Annotated in this window: 21 protein-coding genes; 8 read left to right on the top strand and 13 right to left on the bottom strand. The window is 66.1% G+C overall.

Going from position 1 to position 26,613, the window contains the following annotated elements:
* Positions 1-34: 34 nt before the first annotated feature.
* Entirely contained in the window at positions 35-637 is a 603-nt protein-coding gene (locus tag ACZ1I2_RS15885; protein ID WP_465176608.1) for an NADPH-dependent F420 reductase, read from the top strand.
* Between the two features lie 64 nt (positions 638-701).
* Here the strand turns inward: ACZ1I2_RS15885 and ACZ1I2_RS15880 are convergent, their stop codons facing one another.
* Both ACZ1I2_RS15880 and ACZ1I2_RS15875 read right to left on the bottom strand, forming a co-directional pair.
* Positions 702-2,336 carry a glycoside hydrolase family 43 protein gene (locus tag ACZ1I2_RS15880; RefSeq protein WP_465176609.1) on the bottom strand — a complete coding sequence of 545 codons (1,635 nt, stop codon included), beginning with the start codon at positions 2,334-2,336 and terminating at the stop codon, positions 702-704.
* Positions 2,333-3,604 carry an MFS transporter gene (locus tag ACZ1I2_RS15875; RefSeq protein ID WP_465176610.1) on the bottom strand — a complete coding sequence of 424 codons (1,272 nt, stop codon included), beginning with the start codon at positions 3,602-3,604 and terminating at the stop codon, positions 2,333-2,335. The genes ACZ1I2_RS15880 and ACZ1I2_RS15875 overlap by 4 nt, the downstream gene beginning before the upstream one ends.
* A gap of 159 nt (positions 3,605-3,763) precedes the next feature.
* Here ACZ1I2_RS15875 and ACZ1I2_RS15870 point away from each other — a divergent pair, with 159 nt between their 5' ends.
* Both ACZ1I2_RS15870 and ACZ1I2_RS15865 read left to right on the top strand, forming a co-directional pair.
* Positions 3,764-4,267: a hypothetical protein gene (locus ACZ1I2_RS15870; RefSeq protein ID WP_465173185.1), complete on the top strand. Its 504-nt coding sequence runs from the start codon at positions 3,764-3,766 to the stop codon at positions 4,265-4,267.
* A gap of 12 nt (positions 4,268-4,279) precedes the next feature.
* Positions 4,280-5,311, top strand: a complete 1,032-nt coding sequence (locus ACZ1I2_RS15865) for an oxidoreductase (protein ID WP_465173186.1) — start codon at positions 4,280-4,282, stop codon at positions 5,309-5,311.
* A gap of 81 nt (positions 5,312-5,392) precedes the next feature.
* Here the strand turns inward: ACZ1I2_RS15865 and ACZ1I2_RS15860 are convergent, their stop codons facing one another.
* Entirely contained in the window at positions 5,393-6,172 is a 780-nt protein-coding gene (locus tag ACZ1I2_RS15860) for an SDR family oxidoreductase (RefSeq protein ID WP_465173187.1), read from the bottom strand.
* Positions 6,173-6,267: 95 nt separating this feature from the next.
* On the opposite strand from ACZ1I2_RS15860, the gene ACZ1I2_RS15855 reads away from it, so the two are divergent.
* Positions 6,268-6,618 carry a winged helix-turn-helix transcriptional regulator gene (locus ACZ1I2_RS15855; protein WP_465173188.1) on the top strand — a complete coding sequence of 117 codons (351 nt, stop codon included), beginning with the start codon at positions 6,268-6,270 and terminating at the stop codon, positions 6,616-6,618.
* 342 nt (positions 6,619-6,960) lie between these two features.
* Here the strand turns inward: ACZ1I2_RS15855 and ACZ1I2_RS15850 are convergent, their stop codons facing one another.
* From ACZ1I2_RS15850 to ACZ1I2_RS15835, 4 genes are all read right to left on the bottom strand, one after another.
* The gene (locus ACZ1I2_RS15850) at positions 6,961-9,120 is read right to left on the bottom strand and encodes a beta-glucosidase (RefSeq protein ID WP_465176611.1); all 2,160 of its coding nucleotides are present in this window, start codon (positions 9,118-9,120) and stop codon (positions 6,961-6,963) included.
* Between the two features lie 39 nt (positions 9,121-9,159).
* Complete coding sequence (locus ACZ1I2_RS15845) at positions 9,160-9,765, bottom strand: hypothetical protein (RefSeq protein WP_465173190.1); 606 nt, start codon at positions 9,763-9,765, stop codon at positions 9,160-9,162.
* A 39-nt stretch (positions 9,766-9,804) separates the two neighbouring features.
* Positions 9,805-11,013 carry an endo-1,4-beta-xylanase gene (locus ACZ1I2_RS15840; protein WP_465176612.1) on the bottom strand — a complete coding sequence of 403 codons (1,209 nt, stop codon included), beginning with the start codon at positions 11,011-11,013 and terminating at the stop codon, positions 9,805-9,807.
* A 77-nt stretch (positions 11,014-11,090) separates the two neighbouring features.
* Positions 11,091-11,303: a hypothetical protein gene (locus ACZ1I2_RS15835; protein ID WP_465174042.1), complete on the bottom strand. Its 213-nt coding sequence runs from the start codon at positions 11,301-11,303 to the stop codon at positions 11,091-11,093.
* Between ACZ1I2_RS15835 and ACZ1I2_RS15830 the strand changes: the two genes are divergently transcribed.
* The 3 genes from ACZ1I2_RS15830 (at position 11,224) to ACZ1I2_RS15820 (ending at position 14,370) form a co-directional block, all read left to right on the top strand.
* Positions 11,224-12,300, top strand: a complete 1,077-nt coding sequence (locus ACZ1I2_RS15830; protein ID WP_465173192.1) for a LacI family DNA-binding transcriptional regulator — start codon at positions 11,224-11,226, stop codon at positions 12,298-12,300. The genes ACZ1I2_RS15835 and ACZ1I2_RS15830 overlap by 80 nt on opposite strands.
* A 77-nt stretch (positions 12,301-12,377) precedes the next feature.
* A complete protein-coding gene (locus ACZ1I2_RS15825) occupies positions 12,378-13,415 on the top strand; it encodes a cupin-like domain-containing protein (protein WP_465176613.1) in 1,038 nt (345 codons plus the stop codon).
* Positions 13,416-13,461: 46 nt separating this feature from the next.
* Positions 13,462-14,370, top strand: a complete 909-nt coding sequence (locus ACZ1I2_RS15820; protein WP_465181477.1) for a hypothetical protein — start codon at positions 13,462-13,464, stop codon at positions 14,368-14,370.
* A 74-nt stretch (positions 14,371-14,444) separates the two neighbouring features.
* Here the strand turns inward: ACZ1I2_RS15820 and ACZ1I2_RS15815 are convergent, their stop codons facing one another.
* From ACZ1I2_RS15815 to ACZ1I2_RS15790, 6 genes are read right to left on the bottom strand one after another with little or no spacing between them, the layout of a single operon-like run.
* Complete coding sequence (locus ACZ1I2_RS15815) at positions 14,445-15,236, bottom strand: 3-keto-disaccharide hydrolase (protein ID WP_465181476.1); 792 nt, start codon at positions 15,234-15,236, stop codon at positions 14,445-14,447.
* A complete protein-coding gene (locus ACZ1I2_RS15810; RefSeq protein WP_465176616.1) occupies positions 15,237-17,069 on the bottom strand; it encodes a glycoside hydrolase family 9 protein in 1,833 nt (610 codons plus the stop codon).
* Position 17,070: 1 nt separating this feature from the next.
* Positions 17,071-18,579 (bottom strand): tryptophan halogenase family protein, encoded by a 1,509-nt coding sequence (locus ACZ1I2_RS15805; protein WP_465176617.1) that lies wholly within the window; start codon positions 18,577-18,579, stop codon positions 17,071-17,073.
* The gene (locus ACZ1I2_RS15800) at positions 18,576-20,111 is read right to left on the bottom strand and encodes a tryptophan halogenase family protein (RefSeq protein ID WP_465176618.1); all 1,536 of its coding nucleotides are present in this window, start codon (positions 20,109-20,111) and stop codon (positions 18,576-18,578) included. Before ACZ1I2_RS15800 ends, ACZ1I2_RS15805 begins: the two co-directional genes overlap by 4 nt.
* Complete coding sequence (locus tag ACZ1I2_RS15795) at positions 20,108-21,610, bottom strand: tryptophan halogenase family protein (RefSeq protein ID WP_465176619.1); 1,503 nt, start codon at positions 21,608-21,610, stop codon at positions 20,108-20,110. Before ACZ1I2_RS15795 ends, ACZ1I2_RS15800 begins: the two co-directional genes overlap by 4 nt.
* 11 nt (positions 21,611-21,621) lie before the next feature.
* The gene (locus ACZ1I2_RS15790) at positions 21,622-23,172 is read right to left on the bottom strand and encodes a tryptophan halogenase family protein (RefSeq protein ID WP_465173199.1); all 1,551 of its coding nucleotides are present in this window, start codon (positions 23,170-23,172) and stop codon (positions 21,622-21,624) included.
* A gap of 273 nt (positions 23,173-23,445) precedes the next feature.
* Between ACZ1I2_RS15790 and ACZ1I2_RS15785 the strand changes: the two genes are divergently transcribed.
* Entirely contained in the window at positions 23,446-26,604 is a 3,159-nt protein-coding gene (locus ACZ1I2_RS15785) for a TonB-dependent receptor (RefSeq protein WP_465177128.1), read from the top strand.
* The last annotated feature ends 9 nt before the right edge of the window (positions 26,605-26,613 follow it).

Genomic DNA, 26,613 nt, shown 5'->3' with positions numbered 1-26,613 from the left:
AGAAATCACTATCAACACGAAACGGAGAACTATCATGAGCTATGCAATCATAGGCTTCGGCAAGATCGGCCAGGCGCTCGCCCATGCCTTCGCCCGCAAGAACATCGCGGTGACTGTCGCGAGCCGCCGGCCGCCCGAGGCACTGGCGCCACAGGCTCGGGCGATCGGGCCCATGGTCGTCGCCAGGTCGCTGCAGGTTGCGCTCGAGGCCGACACGATCATCCTGGCGGTCCCGTTCGGGGAGCATGGCGAGGTTGCGAAGGCCCTGCCGAGCTGGGACGGCAAGACCATCATCGACGCGACGAACACGTACGGCGTTCCCCCGGAAGAGCTGGACGGTCTCCCGTCCTCTGCCTTCGTTGCGAAGGCGTTCCCTGGCGCCAGGCTCGTGAAAGGGTTCAATCACCTGATCGCGGCCACCCTGGCCACCGATCCGGTCGTCAAGGGCGGGCACCGGGTCGTCTTTCTGTCGAGCGACGATGAGGACGCGGTCGCGCCGGTGGCGGCCCTGGCCAGGCAACTCGGCTTCGCCCCCATCACGCTGGGCAAGCTCAATGAAGGTGGCGCGCTGGTCCACGCACGCGGCCGCATCTGGGGGCCGCTGATCTTCCAGGACCTGTTCAAGAAGGAGCAGTAACGGATCTGCCGCTGCTGTCAGAAACGGCTCACCACATGGCGGCTGTGACGGCGCTGTCTCCTGATCAGGTCTTTGTACAGTCCGCGAGATAGGCGCGCTCGCGATAGTCGAACCAGTCGATATCCGCCGCCAGCCGCCGGCCGGATGTGTCTTGACAGGCGACCCCCACGAACGCCCCGGTGAAGTTGGGCAGGCCCGGCGCGCTCGCTTCGTCGGACAGGATGCTGGCGTCGAACTGCTCGCGCAGCCAGGTCCACTCGGTGTTCCCCTCGATACGGAAGGCGAAGCGGAGGCGTTCGTAATCGACCTCGGCGCGGAGGTGGATCCGGCCTTCCGCCGCGACGGGGTGGATTTGCGAAAAGGCGTCGCCCTGGGGAGAGTCGGGCAGGGCCGACATGACCTGGATCTGGCGGCGGCCATCGTCACCGGCGGTGACGAACAGATAATGATATTTCGAGCCGTTATAATAGCAGACCAGGCCCGCCGCCTGCTGATAGCTTTGCGGGGCGAACTCGACGATCGTTTCCGCCGAATAGCAGAAGGCCTGTTGCCGGCGCGCGACCAGCGCCTGTTCGAACAGGCTGCCCAGTGACTCGCGGCCGAACAGGCGGAGATGGCCGGAGCGGGCAGTGAGGCTGAACAGCTTTTCCGGCTCGGGCGAGCGGAGCCATTGGAAGTCGATCGGCAGCACGTCGTCGTCGAAGTCCGATCGCGCCGGCGCGGTCTGGGTCGGCGCATCCAGCGCCGGTGTGGGGATGTCGAGTACCGGAATGCTGTCGCCGCTCGCGGTGTAGAGCCAGCCGTCGTCCGCCCAGCGCATTGGCTGGATTGCGGTCTCGCGGCCCATCACGCAGCGGCCGCGATTGGGGAGGGGGCGGCCGCAGAGATAGACCATCCAGGGTTCGCCCTCGGGGGTCTCGACCAGATCGGCATGGCCTGCGCGCTGCAGCGGCGCATCGGGGCGGTCGCGCGCGCTGAGGATATAGGTGTCGGGGTGGAGTTCATAGGGGCCGGTCAGCGAGCGCGAGCGCGCCATGGTGACGGCGTGGTTCCAGGCAGTGCCGCCTTCGGCGGTGATGAGATAATAGAAGCCGTCGCGCTTGTAGAGGTGCGGAGCCTCGGTGAGGCCCAGCGGGGTGCCTTCGAAGATCAGGCGCGGTTCGCCGACCAGGGCGCTGGCCTCGGGCGCATATTCCTGCAGCACGATGCCGGCGAACCGGTTGCGGCCGGGACGATGGTCCCACAGCATGTTGGTGAGATATTTGCGGCCGTCATCGTCGTGGAACAGCGAGGGGTCGAAGCCGCTGCTGTTGAGATAGACGGGATCGGACCAGTCGTCCTCGATGGTCTCGCTCGTCACCAGGTAATTGTGGAAATCGCGCAGCGACGCGCCCGAAGCGCCGCCGGTGGTGGTGCGGCCATAGCGCTTCACGTCAGTGTAGATCAGATGGAAGCGATCGCCGTCATGGCTGAGGCAGGGCGCCCAGACGCCGCAGCTATCCGGATCGCCGCGCATGTCGAGCTGGCTCGCACGGGCCAGCGGACGGGCGATGAGCGTCCAGGTCGCCAGGTCGCGTGAATGGTGGATCTGCACGCCGGGAAACCATTCGAAGGTCGAGGTCGCGATATAATAATCCTCGCCGACGCGGACGATCGACGGGTCGGGGTTGAAGCCGCGGAGGATGGGATTGCGGATCATGCGGGCTCGGGGTCCTTCTGGGGTTCGGGGGCGCGGACGAGAATCCACATCACGGCGGCGGCGAACAGGTCGAGGATGCCGAGCGCGACGAAGAACGGGCCATAGCCGATCGTCTCGACGAAATGGCCCATCGCGAGCGAGAAGATCAGCACGCCGAGATTGGCCATGGTGCCGGCAATGCCCGCCGCGGTGCCGACTTCGTTCCGTGGGAACAGGTCGGACGCCATGGTAATGCAGGTGACGGACAGAGTCTGGTGCGCAAAGCCGCCGAGGCAGAGCAAAGCGACCGCCGCGGCGGCGCTTTCGACCTGGCCGACGAACATCATGCCGGTCATCAGCACCGCACCCAGCGTATAGGCGCCGCGCCGCGCGTTGATCAGGCTCACGCCGCGCCGTTGCAGCCATAGCACCACGGCGGGCCCGAACAGGCAGCCGAGATCGGCGGCGATGAAGGGCAGGCCGGCGAACATCGCGATCTGGCCGAGATCGAAATGGCGGACGGTGGTGAGATAGAGCGGCATCCACAGGGTCAGCGTGCCCCAGACCGGATCGGCGAGGAACCGGGGCAGCGCGATGCCCCACAGGTTGCGACGGCGCAGGAGGCGGCTGAGCGGCGGCTTGTCCTCGGTGGCGCGGAGATAGGTTTCCTGGCCTTCGAGGATCTCGGCCCTTTCCTCGGGCGAGACGGTCGGATGGGTTTCGGGTGAATGATAGAGGCGCCGCCAGCAGGCGGCCCAGATCAGCGCGAAGATGCCCGCGACGATGAAGGCGCCGCGCCAGTCCCACACATAGACCGCGCCCGCCACCAGAAGCGGGGCGAGCACCGAGCCGAGCGAGGCGCCGATATTGTAGACGCCGCCGGCAAAGCCGCGCTCGCGGGCCGGAAACCATTCGGAGATGACCTTCAGCGCGCCAGGATGGGCGGTGCCCTCGGCAAAGCCGAGCAGCGCGCGCAGGCCGGCGAGGCTGACCCAGCCGGTCGCCAGGCCGTGCGCCATGGTGATCACGCCCCAGGCCGCGGCGAACAGCGCGAGGCCGGTCTTCAGCCCGATCATGTCGAGAATGTAGCCGGCGATCGGCTGCAGCATGATGCCGAGCTGAAAGCCACCGGTGATCCAGCTATATTGCTCAGTGCTGATATGCAGCTCGGTCATCGCGGTCGGCGCGGCGACGCCCATGATGCTGCGGGTCAGATAGTTCAGGATGGTACCGATCATCACCAGCCCGATGATCCACCAGCGGATCTTCATCATCCTGCCAATCCGCATCGCGATTCCTCCCCGCGCGTCGGGCGCCGTTGTGGCTCGATCGCTGATGGTAGCGATAACGATCTGGCCCGTGCTGGCAAGATCGCGGGGCGGTCGCGGCCGATTTGCGGGGAGGATGGCCAGGTGATACAATTTGCGGGCCTGTTCGGGAGAGCGGAAATGCGTCGTGCCCTGTTGCCGGTTGCCCTTGGCGCCATCCTGCTATCGTCCGCCGCCGACGCAGCGCGCGCACCGCGGGAGAGCTGGGGCAAGGCCGGCGTTTCGCTCGATCAGTATCGCGAGGACGCCGTGCTGTGTGGTCGCCAGGCCTATTATCTGGATGTTTCGGACACGCCGGCTGCCAAGGCGCTGGTGCGGGCGTCGAGCCAGATCGAGAATCTCGCCTCGAACATCAACGAGAATGCGTTGCAGCCGATGTCGGGGGTCGAAGCGATCACCATGGCAGTGCAGGGCGCGCGGCCGGAACAGCGTTTCCGCGAGATCGCCGCGCTGCAGAAATCGACGCTCGAAAAATGCCTGACCTCGCTGGGCTATGTCCGTTTCCGCCTGACCGAGGAGCAGCGCGACCATCTGTCGAAGCTCCGGTCGGGCACGCCCGAGCGTCACGCCTATCTCCACTCTCTTGCCAGCGACCCGAAAATCCTGTCGACGCAGCATGGCTGATCGAGAGGAGACATGATGATCAAGGTGGGGGTGATCGGGTTCGGGCTGGCCGGCAAGAGTTTCCATGCGCCGTTGATCGACGCGGTCGAGCGGCTGAAGCTCGCGGCCATCGTCACCTCGCGCGTGGACGAGGTCGCCGATGCTTTTCCCGGTGTCGCGGTGGTGCCGACCGCGGAAGCGCTGATCGCCGATCCGTCGATCGACCTGATCGTGATCGCCACGCCCAATGAACTGCACGCGCCGCTGGCCAGGGCGGGACTCGAGGCGGGCAAGCATGTCGTGATCGACAAGCCCTTCGCGGTCGACCCGGCCGATGGCGTCGCGCTGATCGAGCTGGCGGCCGCGCGCGGGCTGGTGCTGTCGGTGTTCCACAACCGGCGATGGGACGCGGATTTCCTGACGGTACTCGATGTGCTCGGTGGTGGTGCGCTGGGCGAAGTGATGCTGGCCGAGCTGCGCTGGGACCGGTTCCGTCCGGCGATCAAGCCCGGCTGGCGCGAAGCGACGGTGGAGCAGGGCGGGGGCATGCTCGCCGATCTGGGGCCGCACCTGATCGACCAGGCGCTGCAATTGTTCGGCACGCCGGAGGCGATCACCGCCGACATCGCCGCGCAACGCGCTGACGTGGTGGTCGACGATTATTTCGAGCTGACGCTGCACTATGGCGAACGCCGGGTGATCCTGTCCGCTTCGACTCTGATCGTCGCGCCGCGGCCGCGCTTCGCGCTGCACGGGAGCAAGGGCAGCTTCGTGAAGTTCGGCCTCGATCCGCAGGAAGCGATGCTGCGCGCCGGCGCGACCGCCAATGACGCCGGTTATGGCGAGGAAGCGCCCGAAGCGTTCGGCACCCTGACCGTCGCCGAGGGCCAGCCCGAGCTGGTGCCCTCGGTGCGCGGCGACTGGCGGCGTTATTATGAGGGCGTGGCCGACGCGATCCTCGATGGCGCGCCGCCGCCGGTCGACCCGGCGGATGCGCTGATCGGGCTCAACCTGATCGCCCTTGCTCGGCGGAGTGCCGCGGAGGGGCGCAGGCTGCAAGTCTGAGCGGGAACGCCGGGAGCGCCGTCGGCCCTTGGTGCCCTGCCGTGGCCATCCCGCTCGGCGCGGATGCCGGCCAGCCGCGTTTCACGCAGTCGGCACCGTCCCGCCATCGATGACATATTCGGTGCCGCTGATCGCGCCGGCGCGCGGCGACGCAAGGAAGGCGATGAGGTCGGCGACTTCGCATGGCTTGGCCGGGCGTCCGAGCGGAATACCGCCCAGTGAGTCCATGATGATCTTCTTGCCGCCCTCATAGTCAGTGCCGGCGTCCTTCGCGAGCCGTTCGGCCAGCGCGACGGCGGCGTCCGTCTCGACCCAGCCGGGCGACACACGGACCACGCGGATGCCTTTGGGCGTCACTTCCTTCGACAGGCTCTTGCTGTAGGTCGAAAGAGCGGCCTTGGCCGCCGCATAGGCGGTGGTCGATTCCGGCAGGGGCAGCTCATGCTGGATCGATGTCACATGAATGATCACGCCCGAACCCCGCGCGATCATCGATGGGAGCAGCGCCCGGTCGAGCCGCACGGCAGGCAGGAGATTGTGGTTGAGTTCCTTCAGCCATTCGGCATCGCTGAGCGCGGCAAAGCCGCCTGCAGGGGCGCTCGATCCGCCGAGCACATTGACGATGATGTCCACGCCCCCGAACCGCGACAGCACCTCTTCCGCGAGAGCGGCGCATCCTTCGGCCGTCATGAGATCGGCGGCGATATAGTCGAGATCGTCGTTGCTCTCGGGGACGCTCCGCGCAGCGGCAATCACGCCGACACCGGCGTCGCGCAGGCTTTGCACAACCGCCGCGCCAACGCCTTTGGTTCCGCCGCTGACCAGCGCGCGCTTGCCTTCCAGGCCAAGGTCGAAACTCATGATCGGTCTCCGGCTGAGCTTGTGTGCCGGCGACATCGCCCGTACCCTGCCAGATGACAAGAACGCACGAAAAAGTAAGGTACTAACCAAAAAGTATGTCGCAGCAATATTCCCGCGAAACGGCGGCCGAAGGCGTGGAGAATGCGCTCAAGCTGCTCGAGGGCCGGTGGAAGCTGGTCGTCCTGTTTCACCTTTTCGGTGGGCGTGTCCTGCGTTTCTCGGAACTGGAGCGAGCGATCCCGCTCGTGTCGCAGAAGATGCTCATCCAGCAGCTCCGACAGATGGAGCGGGATGGCATCGTCAGGCGTATCGTACACCATCAAGTGCCGCCCAAGGTCGAATATGGGCTGACCGATTGGGGTCAGGCGCTGTGCCCGGCACTGGACGCCTTGCTGACATGGGCTGCGCAACGCGAGAGCCTCGGCGACGGGGTGGCGACGCGATAGGGTCCGATCTCGAGGTCGATGATTCAAACGTCGCATAGTCCGCCTTATCGAGGTTCAGGATCCCATGCTTCGGCGGAATCGATAGTGCTCAGGACACCCCTCGCAAAATTCATTACTTGCGAGTTTTTTCGATGGCCCGAATGGCCATGTCACTGGTTCTCGGGCGGCTGGCACGGGAAATCACTGCGATGCCGATGCCGAATTTTTACTAAGGCAGTATTTGTTGGACGCGATTCGGGGCCCTTCGCAGGTGGGTCGCATAAATCGCCGCCGCGCAAAGCCGTGCTTGAACGCTGCTTCGACGGGGACGCCCGCACCTTTGTCGATACTTGGCCGCTCACCTCACTGTGGCGACCATCCCACCGGAAAAACCCGAGCCGGGAGCCGAATCCGTGTCTTTTGTGCAATATCGCGGGAGGAAGCGCCAAGTATAACATCGTAACTTCCCGCCGCGATGCGCCATTGGTGCCCGGCCTGGTCCCATGTCGCGAGCAGGCGTGGATCGACCTGCAAGGTCACTTGCTTCGAGGCGCCCGGCGCCAGCGCGACCTTGGTGAAGCCGCCAAGCCGTTTCGGCGCTTCCCAGCCGGCACCAGCGACGTAGATCTGGGGCACGGCCTTGCCCGCCACCTTGCCGGAGTTGCGCACGGTGAAGCGCACGTTGATGCCGTTGGCCGATGGCGCCGCACTGAGCCCGGCAAAGGAGAAGTTCGTGTAGGAAAGGCCGTGGCCGAAGGCGAATTGCGGGTCGAGGCCCTTCGCATCGTACCATTTATAGCCGATCGCCGCGCCCTCGCTGTACGTGACGTCGCCCTTGTGGGGCTCGGCGGGGTGCGGCAGCTGATCGAGGCTGCGCGGGAAGGTCGCGGGCAGGCGGCCCGAGGGATTGACCTTGCCGAACAACAGGTTGGCGATCGCAGCGCCGCCCTCGGTGCCGGGATACCAGGCGGCCAAGGCGCCCGCGACGCGGTCGATCCAGGGGGTGAGGACCGGGCCGCCCGTTTCCATCACCACCACCGTTTTCTGGTTCGCGCCGGCGACCGCCTCCACCAACGCGTCCTGATTGTCGGACAAGGTCAGCGGCACGTCGAAGGATTCGCCGGCCCATTGCGTGACGAAGACGATCGCCACGTCGCTGTCGCGGGCCAGCGCCGCGGCTGCGGCGGGATCGCTGCCGTCGGCGAAGCGTACCGTCGCACCCGGGGCCAGCTGCGCGATCGCGGCGAGCGGGGAGGACGGGTAATACATGATCGGGCCGGGCCAGCTCGTCGGCTTCAGGCCGGGCACGGCGTTGCCGCCGCGCGGATAGACCAGAGACGATCCGCCACCCGCGAGCACGCCCTTGTCGGCATGGCCGCCGATGATCGCGATCCGCTTCGTCGAAGGCGAGAGCGGCAGGACGGCGCCGGCATTCTTGAGCAGGACCGTGCCTTCCTCGGCATCCTGCCGCGTCACCACGGCATGCGCGGCATAGTCGATCGGGGCTTCGGCGACAGGATGCTCGAACAGGCCGTGCGCGATCATCGAGCGCAGAATACGCGTCACCATCGTATCGAGCTGCGTCTCGCTTACTGCGCCGCTCGCGACGGCCTTGGCGAGTGGCTCGCCGAAATAAGGGGCGTCGTCGAACGGGTGCCCAGATTCCTGGTCGAGCCCGGCCTTCACCGCGCTGGTCGTGCTGTGCGTCGCGCCCCAGTCGGACATGACATAGCCCGGCCATTTCCAGTCCTTGCGCAGCACCTGATCCAGCAGGAAGTCGTTCTCGCAAGCATAAATGCCGTTGACCCGGTTGTAGGAGCACATCACCGAACCTGGGTTCGACCGCTCGATCGCGAACTGGAAGGCGAGCAGGTCCGAGGTGCGCATCGCCGCTTCGCCCAGCACCGAATTGCCGCCGAACCGCTCGGTCTCCTGATCGTTGATCGCATAATGCTTCACGGTCGAGATGATGTGGTTCGACTGGATGCCGGCGATCTGCGCGCCGACCATCGTGCCGGCAAGCAGCGGATCCTCCCCGCCATATTCGAAGTTCCGGCCGTTGCGCGGCTCGCGCATCAGGTTGACGCCGCCCGCCAGCATCACGTTGAACCCGGAGTTGCGCGCTTCCTTGCCGATCATCGCGCCGCCGGCGAAGGCGAGCGCGGTGTTCCAGCTCGCCGCGGTGGCGAGGCCCGAGGGCAGGGCGGTCCGCTCGCGCTTCACCGCCGCGCCGCCCTGAGTCGCGACGCCGACACCCGCATCGGTCTGCCATTGCGGCGGAATGCCGAGGCGCGGGATGCCCGGAATATAGCCGGCCGATCCGGCGCGCGATTCCTTGGGCGTGAGGAATTTCTTCGACGGAAAGTCAGTGCCGAAATAGCCGAACACCAGGGTCAGCTTCTCTTCGCGGGTCATCCGCCTGACCAGCGCGGCGGCGCGGCTGTCGGAAGAGGGCACCGCGACCCTGGCCTTTTTCGGCGCGGCGGCGATCGGCGTGCCTGCACTCGTCAACAATGCGACCATCAGGGCCGCTCCACAGGCACGCTTCATCGTTTCTTTTCCTCAGTTCTTGGGGAGTTTGGCGGGATCGTAATTCTGGCCGAAATCGAGCACGAACACTGGCCCGAGATCGATCACCTGCTTGTCCGCCGCGAGATGAGCGGTGGCGCGCATGGTACCGCCGGGAAAGGCCTTCGCTGCCTTGCCCGAGGCATAATAGAGCTTCCAGTCCTTGTTGATCGTCACGCCGTTGCCGACGAGATTCTCGTAAGGAGCCGCCACGCCATTCGCGCCGATATAGGGGATGGAGGCGGTCTCACCGTCCTTCAGCTCGGGCGCGCGCAGGTACATTGCGACCAGGATCGTGTCGCCCGCCGCGATCGGCTTCTGGATCGGCGAGCTGGAGCCGACGTCCCAGGCATTGGCGCCCTTGGCCGACACGGTCACGCGGATCACCTGTCCGCCGGGCACTCCACCATCGTTCAGCGCCTTGGCCTTCTGGTTCGGGCCATAGACCTGCCAGTTGGTACCGGGCTGGTTGACTGCCTTTTTCATGATGTCGTCGGATGCATCGCTCTTCGCCGCCGGGGCCGCCGCCTGTTGCGCGACCACCGGCAGGGCGAGCATCGCTGCGCTGCCGGCAAGAAAGATCGTCAAAACCTGTCGCATATCCTCCGCTCCTTTGATGGCCACCTTTCGCGGCTCGTGTCAGGTTCGCGCCGGTGCGGCCGCGAACGCTTCGGCGAAGGCGGTGCGCATCGGTTTTGGCTTGAAATCGCTGTCATAGGGGCAGGGGCGGCGCTTCGCCCCGTCGCCGCGCGGCTCGAACCCCTCGATCCAGCTGTACCGGTCGCACATGCCCCAGACGAGGACGTCGGACAGCTGCGGATAGGTGACCATCACATCGAGATAGGCGCGGCCGTAATCAGCCACTGCGCGGTCCCGTACGGCGATGTCGGCGGGCAGATTATTGTCGCGCACGTCGAACTCGGTGATCAGCAACTTGTAGCCCATCGCCACGACCTGATCGAGGAATCGCCGCCACTCGGCCTGCTGTGCCGAAACGCCGGCCGCGATGTCCGTTCCTTGCGTGATGAGATGCGACTGAACGCCGAGCGCGTCGATCGGGGTGCCGCGCGTCTTGAAGCCTTCGAGCAGGCGGAGCACGCCGGCACGATGGGTCGCATTGCCCGGCTCCCAGCTCATATAGTCGTTATAGACGAGCCGCGCGTGCGGCGCGGCGACACGGGCGGTATGGAAAGCGAGGTCGAGCGTCGCCGTCGCGCCGCCCAATGCCCGCGACAGCGCGGTTTCGTACAGGCTGGCATCGGCCGGGTTCACGGCCTCGTTGACCACGTCGTAACTTGCGATCTTCGCGCCGTAGCGGGCGCAGACGGTGCGGATATGCTCGGTCAGCAGCCGATCGGCCTCGATCGCGGGGTTGGGGCCATAGTCATGGCTTTCGGCCCAGGCCGGCATCCATTTGGGCTGGTGCCAGAGCAGATTGTGGCCGCGCATGGCGAGCCCCTTGCTTTCCGCATAGGCCATCATCGCGTCGAACCGCGTGAAGTCGAAGCTGGTCGCGCTCGGGCGGATGAACTGCCATTTCATCTCGTTCTCGGGAACGAGGATGCCGCAATCGGCCTCCAGCAGCGCCGCATAGGACGGGTTGGCGAACGACCCGCGGTCGGCGCCCGGCGCACTCCACGCACAGGCCGAGCCGAAACGCATGCCTTTCGCGCGAGCGGTCTCGTTCAGCGAGAGGGCCGGCGATGGGGTGGGTGTGGGCGGTGGCGCCGGCGTCGGGCCGGGGCCCGGCAAGGCGCCGCTGGCCGAAGTGGGGCCGCTGCCGGCACAGGCGGTCAGCACCATCCCGGCGGCGATCATCAGCCCCTCGCGCCGCGATATTCCGCCCATCCTGCTTCTCCGCTGCCCCGCCTCACGGTCTTGACGGCCCTGATAGCGGTATCATGATGGCGGTTTGACCAACCTTGTCAATAGGAGCGGCGGGCGTGGCGATCGGCGCGGCGGCATGCCTGTCCGTCACGCGGCTGCGATCTTGCATGCACATATGGTGCGGAATCGAAATAATAGGCTATTAGCGGGCAGGAGGAGACCGATAGTACCGTGAACGAGAAGAACTCCCGCCGCCGTAGAACGGCGCCGACGATCAGAGACGTTGCCCGTATGGCGTCGGTTTCGTCCATGACCGTCTCCCGCGTCATCAATGGCGAAGCCAATGTCCGCCCGACCACGCGTGACGCCGTCAATGCCGCCATTGCCGCGCTCAGCTATTCGCCCAACCCCGCCGCGCGGAGTCTTGCCGGCGCGGCGCCCGTGCGGATCGGCCTGCTCTACAGCAATCCCAGCGCCGCCTATCTCAGCGAGTTCCTCGTCGGCAGCCTGGACCAGGCAAGCCGCAGCGACGTGCAGCTGATCATCGAGAAATGCGAGCTGGGCGATCACGAGATCGAGGTGGCCAAGCATCTGATCGACAGCGGGATCGACGGGCTGATCCTGCCATCGCCCCTGTGCGACTCCCTGAAGCTGATCAAGACCATCGCCGACGAGGGCGTTCCGGCAGTGCTGGTCGGCAGCGGCCGCCCCGCGGCGGAGCTGAACGCGGTCAGCGTCGACGAATATTCCGCCGCCTATGCGATGACGGGGCATATCGTCTCGCTCGGCCATCATCGTATCGGGTTCGTCATCGGCAATCCCGAACAGACTGCCAGCGACGAGCGGCTGCGCGGCTATCGTGATGCGCTGGCCAAGGCGCATATCGCGATGGACGAGGCGCTGATCGTGCAAGGTCTGTTTACCTATCGCTCGGGCCTGGATGCGGCGGAGAAGCTGCTCGACGTGGCGGACCCGCCATCCGCGATCTTCGCCAGCAATGACGATATGGCAGCTGCCTGCGTCGCGGTGGCGCATCGCCGCGGGCTCGATGTGCCCGGCGATCTCACGGTGTGCGGCTTCGACGATACGACGCTGGCGACCGCGATCTGGCCCGAGCTGACCACGATCCACCAGCCGATCGCCGACATGTCGCGCGCGGCGGTCGAGATGCTGGTCTCGACGATTCGCCGCCCGCGCGCGAATGACGAGAAGCAGCAGCATGTCGTGCTCGATTTCACGCTGGTCCGGCGCCAGTCGGACGCCGCGCCGCGACGCCGGCCGCCCTCCAGGTCGGCACGCCCTGCCTGAACTGCCGTGCGTTAGCGGTAACAGCTATGTGCGGCGAGGCGATGGCGCGCGCTCGCGCCTGGAGTTAAGAGACACTCATGTCCCTCGATGTCAAAGCCGTCACCGATACCCGCGTCGCCGAGCGCCCGGCGGTCGATGCCGAGACCTTCGCCCGCGAGATCGCGCCGAGCTATGCGCCGGTCGTGCTGCGCGGACAGGTGGCCGACTGGCCGGCGGTCGCGGCGGGCAGGCGCGGGGAACGGGCGCTGGCCGACTATGTGGCGGGGTTCGCGGGCGGCAAGCCGCTCGAGGTGCTGCTCGGACCGCCCGAGATCGCCGGCCGCTTCTTCTACCGCGACGATATGCGGGGCTTCAACTTCACCCGCCAGCAGGTGCCGCTGGCGGCGCTGATGGCGCAGCTGCTGCAGCTGGCCGAGGAGAGGACGGCGGATCCGCCGGCCATCTATGCCAATGCCGCCGCGGCCCCCGATCATCTCCCCGGCTGGGGCGAGGCGAACCGGCTGGGCCTGCCGGCGACCGGGGCGACGCCGCGGGTATGGATCGGCAACGCGACGCGCGTGGCGACGCATTACGATGCCTCGCCCAATCTTGCCGCCGTCGTGGCGGGGCGGCGGCGCTTCACCCTGTTTCCGCCCGAGCAGGTGGCGAACCTCTATGTCGGGCCGCTCGACCGCACGCTGGCGGGGCCGCCGGCGAGCATGGTCGATCCGGACGAGCCGGACCTGGAGCGCTATCCGCGCTTCGCCGAGGCGCTACGCCATGCCCAGGTCGCCGAGCTCGGGCCGGGCGACATGCTCTTCATCCCGGCGATCTGGTGGCATCATGTCCGCGCGTTCGACCGGATCAACGTCCTGGTCAATTACTGGTGGGCCTATGACACGTCGGCAACGCCCTTCGTCGCCATGGTCCATGCGCTGATGAGCGTGCGCGACTTGCCGCCGGCCGAGAAGCGGGCGTGGAAGGCGTGGTTCGACCATCTCGTCTTCGGCGAGGATGCCGAGCATGCCGGCGACCATCTGCCCGAGCATGTGCGCGGCGTGCTGGGCGCGGCGGGCAAGGAGCGTAACGAGCGGATTCGCGCCTATCTGCTGGGGATGCTGTCCGCGCGGGGATAGGGATTTGCCTCTCGTCACGTCCGCGCAACCGGGGTAGTCAACGACGATGCTTGGACATGTGCTTGCCGCTGGCGCCCTCTTTCTCTGCCTGGCGGCTCCCGCGACGGCGCAGCAGGTGGCGGACCCTGACTATGCGCCGAAGCTCGAGAGTCCCGCCTATGTCGAACAGGGGCCGCATGTCGCGCTCGACGGCGCACACCGGAATTTCCATACGCTGGACGGACGGTACGCGCCGTTCGGCAAGCTGCTCGAGGCTGACGGCTACAAGGTGTCCGCCCTCACGACTCCGCTTTCCATCGAGACCCTCGCCGGCGTGAATGTCCTGGTGATCGCCAATGCCCGATCGGAGACACCCGGGACGTCGGCCTTTGCGCCCGAGGAGATCGCCGCGACCCATGACTGGGTGGAGGCCGGCGGATCGCTCCTGCTACTTGCCGACCATGCGCCGTTCGGTGGCGCGGCGGCCGATCTCGCCGGTGCCTTCGGCGTGGAGATGGGACAGGGCTATGTCGCCACGCAGGAGGATGGCAAAGTCACCTTCGCGATCGAGTATGCCGGTGCGCATCTCGGCGATCATCCGATCCTTCACGGCCGATCGGACAAGGAAGAGGTGCGGAAGGTACGCAGCTTCACGGGACAATCGCTCGGTGTCCCGGAGGGCGGAGTCGGGCTGCTCGACCTTCCCGAGGATGCCCTGGAAGTGGCGACGCCAGTGGAAGCCGGCGGGCTGATGAAGGGCGAGACTGTACCGGGCAAGGCCGTTGGCGCCAGGGTTCAGGCGCTGGCGATGACGGTCGGCAAGGGCAGGGTGGTAATCGCTGGCGAGGCCGCGATGTTCTCGGCGCAGGTGGTGATGAGCCCGACCCATGCCACCAGGCATATCGGTCTGACGACCGACGACGATCAGCAATTCGCGCTCAACACGCTGCACTGGTTGTCGCATCTCATCGACTGACGATCAGCGATCGCCATCTTCGAATGAGATGCCAGATCGCGGCGGCACCACGGTCATCGACCAGGATGGCATCGTCAGTCGAGCGACTGAAGCTCGATCTTCCTGAATTCGACCTGGTTCCCCTCGCTTTGCAGCGCGATATAGCCCCGACGCAACGTCAAAGCCCCGCCCGCTGCGGCGATGAGCGGTTTGGCGTCCGCATCGTCAGGGTCGAGCTGGGGATTGGCGTAGCGCAGGACGATTTTCCCGTTGATGCGGTGCGTGATCTGACCACTCGGCAGGACCTCCAGTTCGGCGTGAGTCCATTGCTCTCTGGGCATCAGCGGCGAGGACGACAGGACGCAATGGCGCGGATCCAGCTTCCCCGCGATCTCGACGGTCGTGCCCGGCGTACACACATTGGCGGTCGGTTCCCGCACGGCGCGCGGCACGGCGAGCAGCTGCATCTCCAGGCTGACCGGGAAGGCCTGGTCGCGCCGCATGGTTTCGGGTGCCTGGGCGTGGAACATCAGGCCGCTATTGGTCTGCTGCCATATCTTCACGCCCGGAAGGGGCTCGCCGAACAGGCGATAGTCGAACCGCAGGCGATAGGCATGCAGCGGAGTCTTCCAGAAAAGATGGCCGAACTCGCCCTCGAACCGCGGATACCCCGCATAGGAAACGCGAATCGCGCCATGCTCCACGACGAACATGTGGCGCGGATCTTCCCCGACGGCGCGGCCGGTGATCTTCGGCGTCCAGCCGTCGAGCGTCCGGCCGTCGAAGATCGGCTGCCATTTGGGCGCGGGCGCGGCCCCGGTCATTGCGATGATGGGCAAAAGCAACAGCGCCCATGTTACGGAACCGATGCCTGGCCTTCTGATCATCTAGCGTTCCTCATCCAGATACGCCGTCACCCAGAACAACGGCGCGTTCCAGTTGATCGCCACTTCGTTCAGCGCATAGGCATGGACGTCATCGCGCCAGCAGCGCTGCGGGGCGCATTTGCCCTTCATCGTTTTCGCGACATCGTCCGCCATCGCGGTCGAGTTCGGGCCGCCCGACAGCACGCCGGGCGGCGGCCCCGGCAGTTTCGGGTCGAGCGACGGCGCCCAGAAACGATGGTGCGGGTGGCGCATCGGATTGGCGCCGAAGCCGCTGACATAACTCTGGTCGAGCGGGTTGCGGCCGAGCACATAGTCCATTGCGTCGACCACGGCGCCGCGCAAGCGCGCCTCGCCGCTGAAGTCCGCAGCCAGCGCCAGGATGATCGCACGGTTGAGGATGGTCGCATTGGAGCCCCAGGGATAGGCCGTGGTGGCATAGGGAATGCGATAGCCCGACCGCTCTTCCTCGGCGAGGAAACGCCGCGCCGCGTCGACGATCAGACCGCGCTGCGATTCCAGCTCCTTCGCCGACAGCGAATTGGGGACAGTGGCCAGCGTGATCGTGCCGAGCGCGGCCGTGCTGGGCCAGCCGGGTTCGGTCAAGGGCGCAGAGAATTGCGCCATATGCGTGACTGCCTCGCGGTAAGCGGGCTTTCCGGTCGTCACGAACAGTTCGGCCGCGGCCCAATAGAATTCATCGGCCAGGCTACGATCGCCATAACCCCCGCTGCCGGTGAAGGTGTCGGGCGCATGGACTTCCGGGTTGCGCAGCGCCGCGTTGAAGGCGCGTTCGCTCGCGCTCAGGCAACGGGCGGCGAAGGCCGGATCGATCCTCCGCCAGATTCGGGCGCATTGCGCGGCGGTAGCGGCGAGGTTGAGCGTGGCGCCGGTGCTGGGCGGATAGAGCAGGCGCGGCTGCGGATCGTCCGCCGGCCGCATCGGCAGCCCGGTCCAGGCCCGGTCGGCGACCTTGTGGTGGGCCATGCCCGACGCGTCGATATCGGTGAAGACCAGCGCCGCGCCGGGCGCCTGCGGGCCGATGGGGACGCGGAGATGCTTGCCGTCGGGCACCTGCATGGCGAGCAGGAAGCGCATCTGCCAGCGCGCCTCGTCGAGCAGGTCGTTCACCCCATTGCCGGCCTCGGGCAGCTTTGCCTTGCCATCGGCAAAGGCCGAGGGACCCTTCTTCGCCGCTTCGCGCTCTGCGACATTTTGCAGCGTCCACAGCGCGATACCGCCGTTGACGACATATTTGCCGTGGTCGCCGGCGTCGTACCAGCCGCCAGTCACGTCGAGGCTATAGTCGCAGCCGGGCCAGTCATTGCCCTTCTCGTCCTTGCCCGAGAAACAGGGGGCGATTTCCCTCGGATGGCCCGCAGGGCGCGCCCATGAAGCGCCGCCGGCATAGCGCGCCTCGATCGCGATGCCGGCGCGGGTCTGGTAGAAATAGTTGAGCGCGGCATATTTGAGCGGGGCGTAGAGGCCGCGCGCGATGCGGAAGGGGCGGCTTTTGACGTCGCCGACCTTCAGGCGATAGGTGCCGGGCATGCCGACCCCGCTGAAATCGACCTCATGGACATGATCGCGCGACGCGGCATCATCGCCGGTGACCTGGCTCCTGCCTTGAGCCACGGTGGCGCCGCCGGCGTCGATCAGGCGCCAGGGCAGGGGCGCGGTTGCCGGATCGGCGACGATCGCGCGCTTGGGCGCGACAGGGTCGAAACCGAGCTGGTTGAGGTGAATCGCCGTCGTCGGTGTATCGGCCGACCGCGACGGGGCCGCGACGGCAAGCGCCAGGGCTGCAAGGATCGCCGCACGGAGCCCGGCTCGCATCTCAGACCGCCGCGCAGTGGCGGTCGATGAACGCGCGGTGGCCCGGCATATAGCCGACCGAGGCTGCGATGGTCTCGCGGATGTTGGTCAGCCGCGCTTCCAGCACTTCCGGACTCAGCGTGTCGGCGACCGGATCGTGCGTGGCGGCCTTCATGCCCTGGCCGTTCATCACCGCGAACCAGCTCGTCTCGTTGAACAATTCGTCATCGTCGCGGAAGGTGCGGCCATATTCCTCGAAACAGCGCATCTTCTCGTTGAGGCGTTCGGGAATCTCCATCGTCCGGCAATAATCCCAGAAAGGCGAATCGTCGCGCGCGGTGGCGTGATAATGAAGGATGATGAAGTCACGGATCTGGCGATATTCGTTCAGCAGGATGCGGTTGTAACGATCGATCGTACCCTGCGCGAAGCCGCGATCGGGGAACATGCCCATCAGGCGGGCGAGTCCGCTCTGCACCAGCCAGATGCTGGTCGATTCGAGCGGCTCCATGAAGCCCGAGGCAAGGCCAAGCGCGACGCAGTTCTTGATCCACATCTTCTGCCGGTGGCCGCTCTGAAACGGGATGGCACGCGGCTCGGCCAGCGCTTCCCCGTCGAGATTGGCGAGCAGGATCGCGGTCGCTTCGTCCTCGCTCATATAATCGGTCGAAAAGACATGGCCGTTACCGATGCGGTGCTGCAGCGGGATGCGCCATTGCCAGCCGGCGCTGTGCGCGGTCGAGCGGGTATAGGGGCTGAAATGCGATCCATGCGCGCAGGGCACCGCGACGGCGCGGTTGCAGGGCAGCCAGTGCGACCAGTCCTCGTAGCCGCCGTCCAGCGCCTGCTCGATCAGCAGCCCGCGGAAACCGGAGCAGTCGATGAACAGATCGCCCTCGATGCGGGTGCCGTCCTCCAGCACGACCGCCTCGATGAAGCCGTCGCTGCCGCGCAGGGCGACATCGACGATCTTCCCTTCCTGCCGCACGACCCCGCGCGCTTCCGAATAGCGCCGCAGATAGGGGCCGTAGAGCGCGGTGTCGAAATGATAGGCATAAGCGATCTCGCTCAGCGGCGAGTTCTTGCCATTGTCGATCGAGCGCATGAACTTCGCCCGCTCGCCGGCAAGCGCCTGAAGCGAATATTGCTCGATCGGCCGGGGATCGCCCGCATGATGCGCGCGCAGCCAATGCGCGTGGAACGATACCCCCGCCATATCCACGCCGAACTTGCCGAAGGGGTGGAAATAGGTGTGCCCGATCCGTCCCCAGTCGACGAATTCGATGCCGAGCTTGAACGTGCCGCGCGTCTCGCGGAGGAACTCGTCCTCGTCGATGCCGAGCATGCGGTTGAAGATCGCCATTTGCGGGATCGTCGCCTCGCCCACCCCGACGATGCCGATCGCGTCGGATTCGATCAGCGTGATCTCGGTATAGTCAGTGCTCAGCAGCTTGGCGAAGGTCGCCGCCGCCATCCAGCCGGCGGTGCCGCCGCCCACGATGACGATCTTGCGGATGCGGTTGTCGGTCATGCGGTCTTTCTCGACGGAACGGCGGTGGGAGCGGGGCAGTTGCGCGCGATCCAGTCCTCATGGCGCGGCATCGCCTCGGCGGCGCGGCGGAATACCTCGCGGATGCGGTCGAGCCGCTGGCGGACGAGCGCCGGGTCGACCGCGTCGGCAAGCGGATCCCAGCCGGCGGGCATGACGTTCTGACCGAGCAATACCGCGACCCAGCTCGATTCAGCGAACAGCTCGTCATCGTAGCGGAAGAACCGGCCACGGCCCCTGAACAGGTCGATCTTGCGCCGAAGCGTCTCCGGCACCTCCATCTCGCGCACGCGCCGCCACAGATCGCCGTCGGTCCGCTCATTGGCGTGATAGTGCAGGATCACGAAGTCGCGGACCTGCTCCATCTGGAGCTGGCTCTGGCGGTTATATTCGTCGCGCACGACCGGCGAGAAGCCCCGGTCGGGGAACAGCGCCATCAGCTTCGAGACGCCGGTCTGGATCATGTGGATACTGGTCGATTCGAGTGGCTCGACGAAACCCGAGGCCAGGCCCAGCGCGACCACGTTGCGGTTCCAGGCGAGCTTGCGCCGGCCGGCCTCGAACCGGATCAGCATCGGATCGCGGAGCGTCGGGCCGTCGAGATGGGCGAGCAGCGTTCCGGTCGCTTCGTCATCGCCGATATCGTCGCTGCAATAGACGAAGCCGTTGCCGACGCGGTGCTGCAACGGAATGCGCCATTGCCAGCCCGCGCGGCGCGCGGTCGCGCGCGTGTAAGGGGTGGTCGCGTGGCTCGTGTTCGCGGTCGGCACCGCAATTGCACGGTCGCATTGCAGCCAGTGCTTCCAGGATTCGAAGCCCGTCTGCAGCGCGTCCTCGATCAGCAGGGCGCGAAAGCCGGTGCAATCGACGAACAACTCGCCTTCGATCCGGCGGTCGCCCTCGAGCTGGATCGCCTCGACATGCCCGTCCTCGCCACGCAACGCGACCTCGACGACCTTGCCCTCCGTGCGCACCACGCCGCGCGCCTCGGCATAGGCGCGCAGATAGGCGGCATAGAGCGACGCATCGAACTGATAGGCATAGGTCAGGCGCGAGAGCACCGAGGCCGGATCGGCGACGGGGGTGGTGTAGCGTCCGAGTTTCTGTGCGGTGGCGCAGAGATTATAGTCCTCGATCCAGCTTGCCTGGCCCGCGGCGTAGAGTTTTCGCCAGAAATGGTGGAACTTCACGCCCTCGATGTCGAAGCCGAACTCGCCGAACGGGTGCGTGTAACGATGGCCCTCGCGCGTCCAGTCGATGAAATCGATGCCGAGCTTGATCGTGCCCTGGGTCTTGGACAGGAAGTCGTTCTCGTCGATGCCGAGCAGGCCGTTGAAGTTGCGGATCGGCGGGATCGTCGCCTCGCCGACGCCGACCGTGGCGATCGCATCGGATTCGACCAGCGTGACCGATACGCCGGTACGGACGAGGCGCGACAGCGCGGCGGCGGCCATCCAGCCGGCGGTGCCGCCCCCGACGATGACGACGCTGCGGATGGGCGTGGGCGCGGTCATGCGGCAGCGCCGCGCGGCGGGGCGGCATAGGCGCGGCGGAGATAGTCGCCGTGTGACGGCATCGTCTTCACCCCTGCGATGATCGCCTCGCGCAGCCGGGCGAGATGCTGGTCGATGCGCTCGATCGGCACGCTGCCCGCCAGTGCATCGTGGCGGCGCGGGTGGAGGCCCTGGGCGTCGAGCAGGGCAATCCAGTCGGCATCTTCGAACATGTCGTCGTCATACATCGGCATGCGCCCGGCGCTGGCGAACTGGGTGAGCTTGTAGGCGAGGCGGTCGGGCGGGCGGACCGAGCGGACCGCATTCCAGAAGGGATCGCCGAGGCGTCCGTTGGTGGCATATTGCGCGATCAGGAAGTCGCGGGCGCTTTCGGTCTCGTTGATCGTCATGCGATTATATTCGGCCGCTTCGATCGGCGCTTCCGCCGTATCGGGGAACAAGGTGACAAGCCGGGCAAGCGCGCTCTGCACGAGGTGGAGCGCGACCGGATGCAGTGGTTCGAGCACACAGGCGGCAGCGCCGATCGCGACGCAGTTGTGATACCAGGGCGCAGCGCTGCGGCCATTCTCGAACGAGACCATGTGCGGCGGTTCGCCCCCTTCGACGCCAAGGGCCGTCGCGCCGCCCGCATCGCCGAAGGCGTCGCTCCAGCAGAGCAGGCGTCCCGTCTCGCCGGCAAGTGGCGTGGTGCTGCGCCAGCCGGTCGGCAGCGCCTCGACATGGCCGAGCGGTGGGGGGTCGGATGGATCGGCGAGGCGCGCGGCCATTGCGCGGTCGCAGGGGAGCCAGTGTCGCCAGCTCTGAAAACCGACGCCGAGGGTTCCCCGGCTCAGCAGCGCGTCGGTGCCGGTCGCATCGACGAACAGCAGGGCGGCGAGCGAGTCGCCATTGGCGAGTTCGAGCGACGCGATCTCGCCCGAAGCCCCCAGCAGCGCCTGACGGAACGGCGCCGCAGCAGCGCGCGCGCCGTGCGCCTCCGCGGTCGCGCGCATGGCCGCGAGATAGCCCCAGGCGTCGAGATGCAGGCCATAGGCGTACTGCGAGATGATGGCGCGCTGGTCGGTCGAGGGGCGGGCGAAGCGGCCGGCCTGCGCCGCGATCGCCGCGATCGAATAGTCCGCCGCCCGGACGGTGCGCCCATGCTGCCGCAACCGGGTCAGCAACTGGTGGAAAGCGACCGGGCCGAGCGGCGCGCCGACGGCGCCGAAGGGCAGGAAATAGGCCGAGTCCGGTTCGGCCCAACCGGCAAAGGCACCGCCAAGGGCGAAGCTGCCGCGCGTGGCGCGCAGGATGAGATTTTCGTCTATGCCAAGGGAGTCGTGGAAGGGCCTGATCGACGGCAACGCTGTCAATGTCGTGCCGAAATCGCCCAGGCCGTCACCGTCGCGATCGGTTTCGACGACGAGGACGCGGTAGTGCCGGCGCGGCAGGCGGCGGGCGAGGGTGGCGGCGGCCATCCAGCCTGCCACGGTGCCACCGAGGATTGCGATGGTGCGCATCTCGCCCCCGATCATGCGCGCACCGGATCGGCAAGGCCAGAGAGCTGGCGGAGATAGGAAGCGTGATCGGGCATCGCCTCGGCGGCGCTGCGGAAAGCGACCGCCATCGCCTCCGCGCGGGCGGCGACTTCGTCGATCGGCAGTGCCTCGACCAGCGGGCTGACCCGGTCCGGTTCGATCCGCTGGCCGTAATAGACGGCGAGCCAGCTCGGCTCGAGGAACATGCCCTCGCGATATTTCACGACCACGCCGCGCTCGCGGAAGGCGGCCATCTTGTACTGGAGCGAGTCGGGCAGGCTCATCGTCCGGCAATGGTTCCAGAAGTCGGTGTCGGTCCGCTCGGTCGCGCAATAATGCAGGATCAGGAAGTCGCGGACTCGCTCATATTCGACCGCCATCGAGCGGTTGAATTCGGCGGCGTCGAGCGGATCCCAGCCGTCGAGCGGCAGCAGCTCGATCAGCTTGGTGATGGCGAGCTGGATCAGGTGGATGCTGGTCGATTCCAGCGGTTCGAGGAAGCCAGAGGACAGGCCGATCGCGACGACATTGCCGAGCCACTGCATCTTGCGCTTGCCCGTGGCGAAACGCAGCAATTTGGGCTCGGCCAGCGCCGCGCCCTCCAGATTCGCCATCAGCAGATCGCGCGCCGATTCCACATCAGTGAAAGCGGTGCTGAAGACATGGCCGTTGCCGACGCGGTGCTGGAGTGGAATGCGCCATTGCCAGCCGGCATCGCGCGCCGTCGCCCGGGTATAAGGGGTGAGCGGGCCGCCATGCTCGCACGGCACCGCGAGCGCCGCGTCGCAGGGCAGCCAGTGAGTCCAGCTCTCATAGCCGGCCTTGAGCGCGCCCTCGATCAGCAAGCCGCGAAAGCCCGAGCAATCGACGAACAGGTCGCCGGCCAGCTCTTCGCCGCTTTCCAGCGTGACCGAACGAATGAACCCGGTTTCGCCGTCCTGGTCGACCGACATCACCTTGCCTTCGACCCGCCGCACACCACGCTGTTCGGCATAGCGGCGCAGATAGGCGGCATAGAGGCCGGCATCGAATTGATAGGCGTAGGAGAAGGTCGATTCGATCGTCGACGGATCGGGAGAGGGCGGGGCGAACCGGTCCGCGCGCGCTGCCAGGATGGGGAGGGAGAAAGCCTCTAGCGGCTTGTCCGTGCGCCCGGCGCGGGTGAGCCGCAGCCAGTGCTGGTGGAAGGGCAGGCCGGCGATATCGCGGCCATAATCGCCGAACGGGTGGATATAGCTGTCGCCGATCCGCGCCCAGTCGCGGAACTCGATGCCCAGCTTGAAGGTGGCGTTGGTCCGCCGCATGAAATCGGCTTCGTCGATGCCGAGGCGCTGGTTGAAGAAGCGGATATGCGGGACGGTCGCCTCGCCGACACCGACGGTGCCGATCTCCTCCGACTCGACCAGCACGACCTCGATCGGAAGCGCCGACAAGGCCCATCCAAGCGATGCCGCGGTCATCCAGCCGGCGGTTCCGCCGCCGACGATGACCAGTCGACGGAGTCGCCTGTCCGAGTCGGCCCTTGCCGCCTGTGCGTCGATCATCGCCCCTCCCTGTGCCTCACCGCAGACAATGAGCGTTTCCGATCACATATCTGTCATAAATGTCTCACGTGAGACTTTTTTGCGGCGGCGCCTATTGCTTTTTATGTCCGATACGGCATCATGACCGCAGCTACGAAGATAGCCAAGAACAAATCGCACCAAAAATTGGTAGCGGTAACACAGGAGGGGGACGGTCTGATGAGTGACCTTGCGCGCATTGATGGAATCGCGAATCGCGGCGGAATCGGCCGTTCGCTGAGAAGTGGCGTGTCGATGGTAGCGCTTTGCGCTTTCTCGATGGCGACGCCGGCCTGGGCAGCCGAAGTGGCTCCCAAAGTTACGGATTCAGCTCAGCCCGCCTCTGGCGCTCAGGACGCGTCCGGACAGACAACGTCGGACACGCCGTCGAAGGATGAGACGGATATCGTCGTCACCGGCATCCGCCAGAGCCTCAAGACGGCACAGGCGCTGAAGCAGAATGCGGAAATCGTCAGCGACTCGATCTCGTCGGAGGATATCGGCGCGCTCCCCGACCGCTCGGTCACCGAGGCGCTGCAGCGCGTGCCGGGCGTCGCGATCAGCCGCTTCGCGGCGGGCGTCGATCCCGATCACTTTTCAGTCGAAGGGTCCGGCGTGGTCGTCCGCGGCCTGACCTATACCCGCTCCGAACTGAACGGACGCGACACCTTCACCGCCAATAACGGGCGCGGCCTCAGCTATGCCGACGTTCCGTCCGAACTGCTCGCGGGCGTCGACGTGTTCAAGAGCCCATCGGCCGACATGGTCGAGGGCGGCATCGCCGGCACCGTCAACCTCCGCACGCGCGTGCCGTTCGATGCCAAGGGCCTGTTGCTGGCGGGATCGCTCGAGGTCAATTACGGCGATTTCACGCACCGCTCGGCGCCGACGGTCTCCGTGCTGGCCAGCGATCGATGGCAGACCGGCGCCGGCGAGTTCGGCCTGATGGGCAGCTTCGTGCGATCTGAACTCCTCTCGCGCTCGGACGGCCTGCAGATTTCCAACTGGGGCGCGCGCACCCGCCACGCCAACGGCACCTTCGGTCAGCTGCCGGCGGGCCCGGGCGACACGGTGGTCTATATCCCGCGCGGCGCCGCGATCCGCAGCACGGATACCCAGCGCATCCGCTACGGCTATTCGGCGGCGGCGCAGTGGCGCAGCAATGACGAATCGATGACCGCGACCTTCCAGTTCCTGCGGTCGGATTCGCGCGAGACCTGGACCGAGCATGCGGTCGAGATCGCGACGGACAACGTCACCAGCAATGGCGATTCACAACCTTTGCCGGGCACCAGCTTCAGCTTCGACAGCCAGAACATCTTCACGGACGGCACGATCACCGCGCCGAACGGCTACCGTGCCGACCAATGGGGGGCGGCCGACAATGTCCGCACGCCGCTCAACGGCCTGCAGAGCAACAACATCACCCGCTCGGTGAACCAGCGCTATCTGACCGACGATTACGGCGCCAATTTCAAATGGAAGGTAACCGATCGGCTCGGCGTCAACCTGGATTACCAGCACACCAAGTCGCGCGTGACCAACACCGATTTCGGCATCTGGGCGTCGACCTTCCAGAATGCCGAAATCCATATGGATGGGGACAACCCGGCGACGGTGAAGTTCCTGCCGCTCAGCAATGCCGGCTCGCTGTACATGAATCCGCAGCACAGCAGCTATCTGGATCCGTACAACAGCTTCTATCGTTCCGCGATGGACCATATCGAGGAAAGCGACGGCAATGAGGACGCCGCGCGCATCGACCTCGATTACAGCTTCCCCGAGGACAGCTGGCTGAGTTCGATCCGTGCCGGTTATCGCTTCTCCGATCGCGAAAACACCGCGCGCTTCTCGTCCTATAACTGGGGCGTGCTCAGCGAGATCTGGGGCGGGACCGGGCCGGTGTGGCTCGACGAGCCAGTCAACGGCAACCCGAACACCGCCGGTGGCGCGCCGGGACCGAGCGAGCCTTATCTCTTCTCGAATTTCTTCCGCGGCACCGTCAACCTGCCGACGGGCGCGGGCCGCCTGTTCGTCCCCGACGAGCTGATCAGGAACTATCAGGCGGCTGGTGCCGCCGGTCTCGCGATCGGTGACGAATGGCGTGACCGGCTGGCCAATGGCTGCCCGCAAAACTGGGTGCCGCTGGCCCAGCGCTGCGGCGTGGTCGCCGGAACGCCGTTCCTGCCGGGCGAAATCAATCCGGTGCATGAACGCAACAATGCCGCCTACGCCATGATCCGCTTCGGCAATCGGCTCGGCAATGGCGGCCTCAACCTGAGCGGTAACCTCGGCCTGCGCTATTCGCGAACCTCGCGCGAGGCGAGCGGTTACTACTCCTTCCCACAACGGAGCTTCACCTGCACACCGCCGCAGAACAATCAGCCGCCAACGCCGTTCTGCGCGCTTGGGCCGGCTGTACTGGCTGCCGCCAACGCGTTCCAGAACGGCGCACTCACACCGATCAACGCCAAGCTCTCGTACGAATATTGGCTGCCCAGCGTGAACCTCAAGCTGGATGCAGGCGGCGGGCTCCAGTTCCGCGCAGCGTTCAATCAGGGGATCGCGCCGCCTGATTTCGGTCTGACGCGCGCCTTCTACAACATCATCCTCGACACGACCGATGCGACGATCGTCAACAATGGCGGGCCGAGGGCGCTGTTCAACGTCGGCAACCCCTATCTGAAACCGATCCGGTCCAACAATTACGACCTGACCGCCGAATGGTATTTCTCGAGCGTGGGCCAGTTGACGGTTTCGCTGTTCAAGAAGGACCTGCGCGGCGTGCTGACCAACGGCACGGACCGGCTCAACTTCACCAACAATGGGGCGACCTTCGGGGCGATCGTGACGACGCCGCTTAACTCGACCGAGACCGGGCGCGTGAAGGGCGTGGAGGTGGGGTATCAGCAGACCTACACCTTCCTGCCGGGCTTCCTCAGTGGTCTCGGCCTTGCGGCGAACTTCACCTATGTCGATTCGAAGGGTGTGCGGCAGAGCACGCTTTCCGGCACCGATCCGGACGTCGCGGCTGGCCGCATCGCCAATGTCGATACCAGCAAGCTGCCATTGCAGGGTCTATCGAAATACACCTTCAACATCGCGCCCTTCTATCAGGCTGGCGGGTGGGAGCTCCGCGCCGCCTATTCCTGGCGCTCGCGTTATCTGCTGACCGTACGCGACGTGATCGTGCCTTTTGCGCCAGTGTTCAATGAATCGACCGGCCAGCTCGATGCATCGGCGTTCTACAGTGTCACACCGAACATCAAGATGGGCTTCCAGGGCGTGAACCTGCTCAACTCGACGCTCAGGACCACCCAGGTGATCAACAACGATCTCATTACCAGGCCACGGTCGTGGTTCATGAATGACCGGCGCATCATCTTCTCGATCCGCGCCAAGTTCGGAGGGTAGGGGGCCCGC

It is taken from the genome of Sphingomonas sp. BL-S-29 (assembly GCF_055521495.1).
Note: the sequence above shows the minus strand (reverse complement) of the source record. Positions and strands in the feature narration are given on the sequence as shown.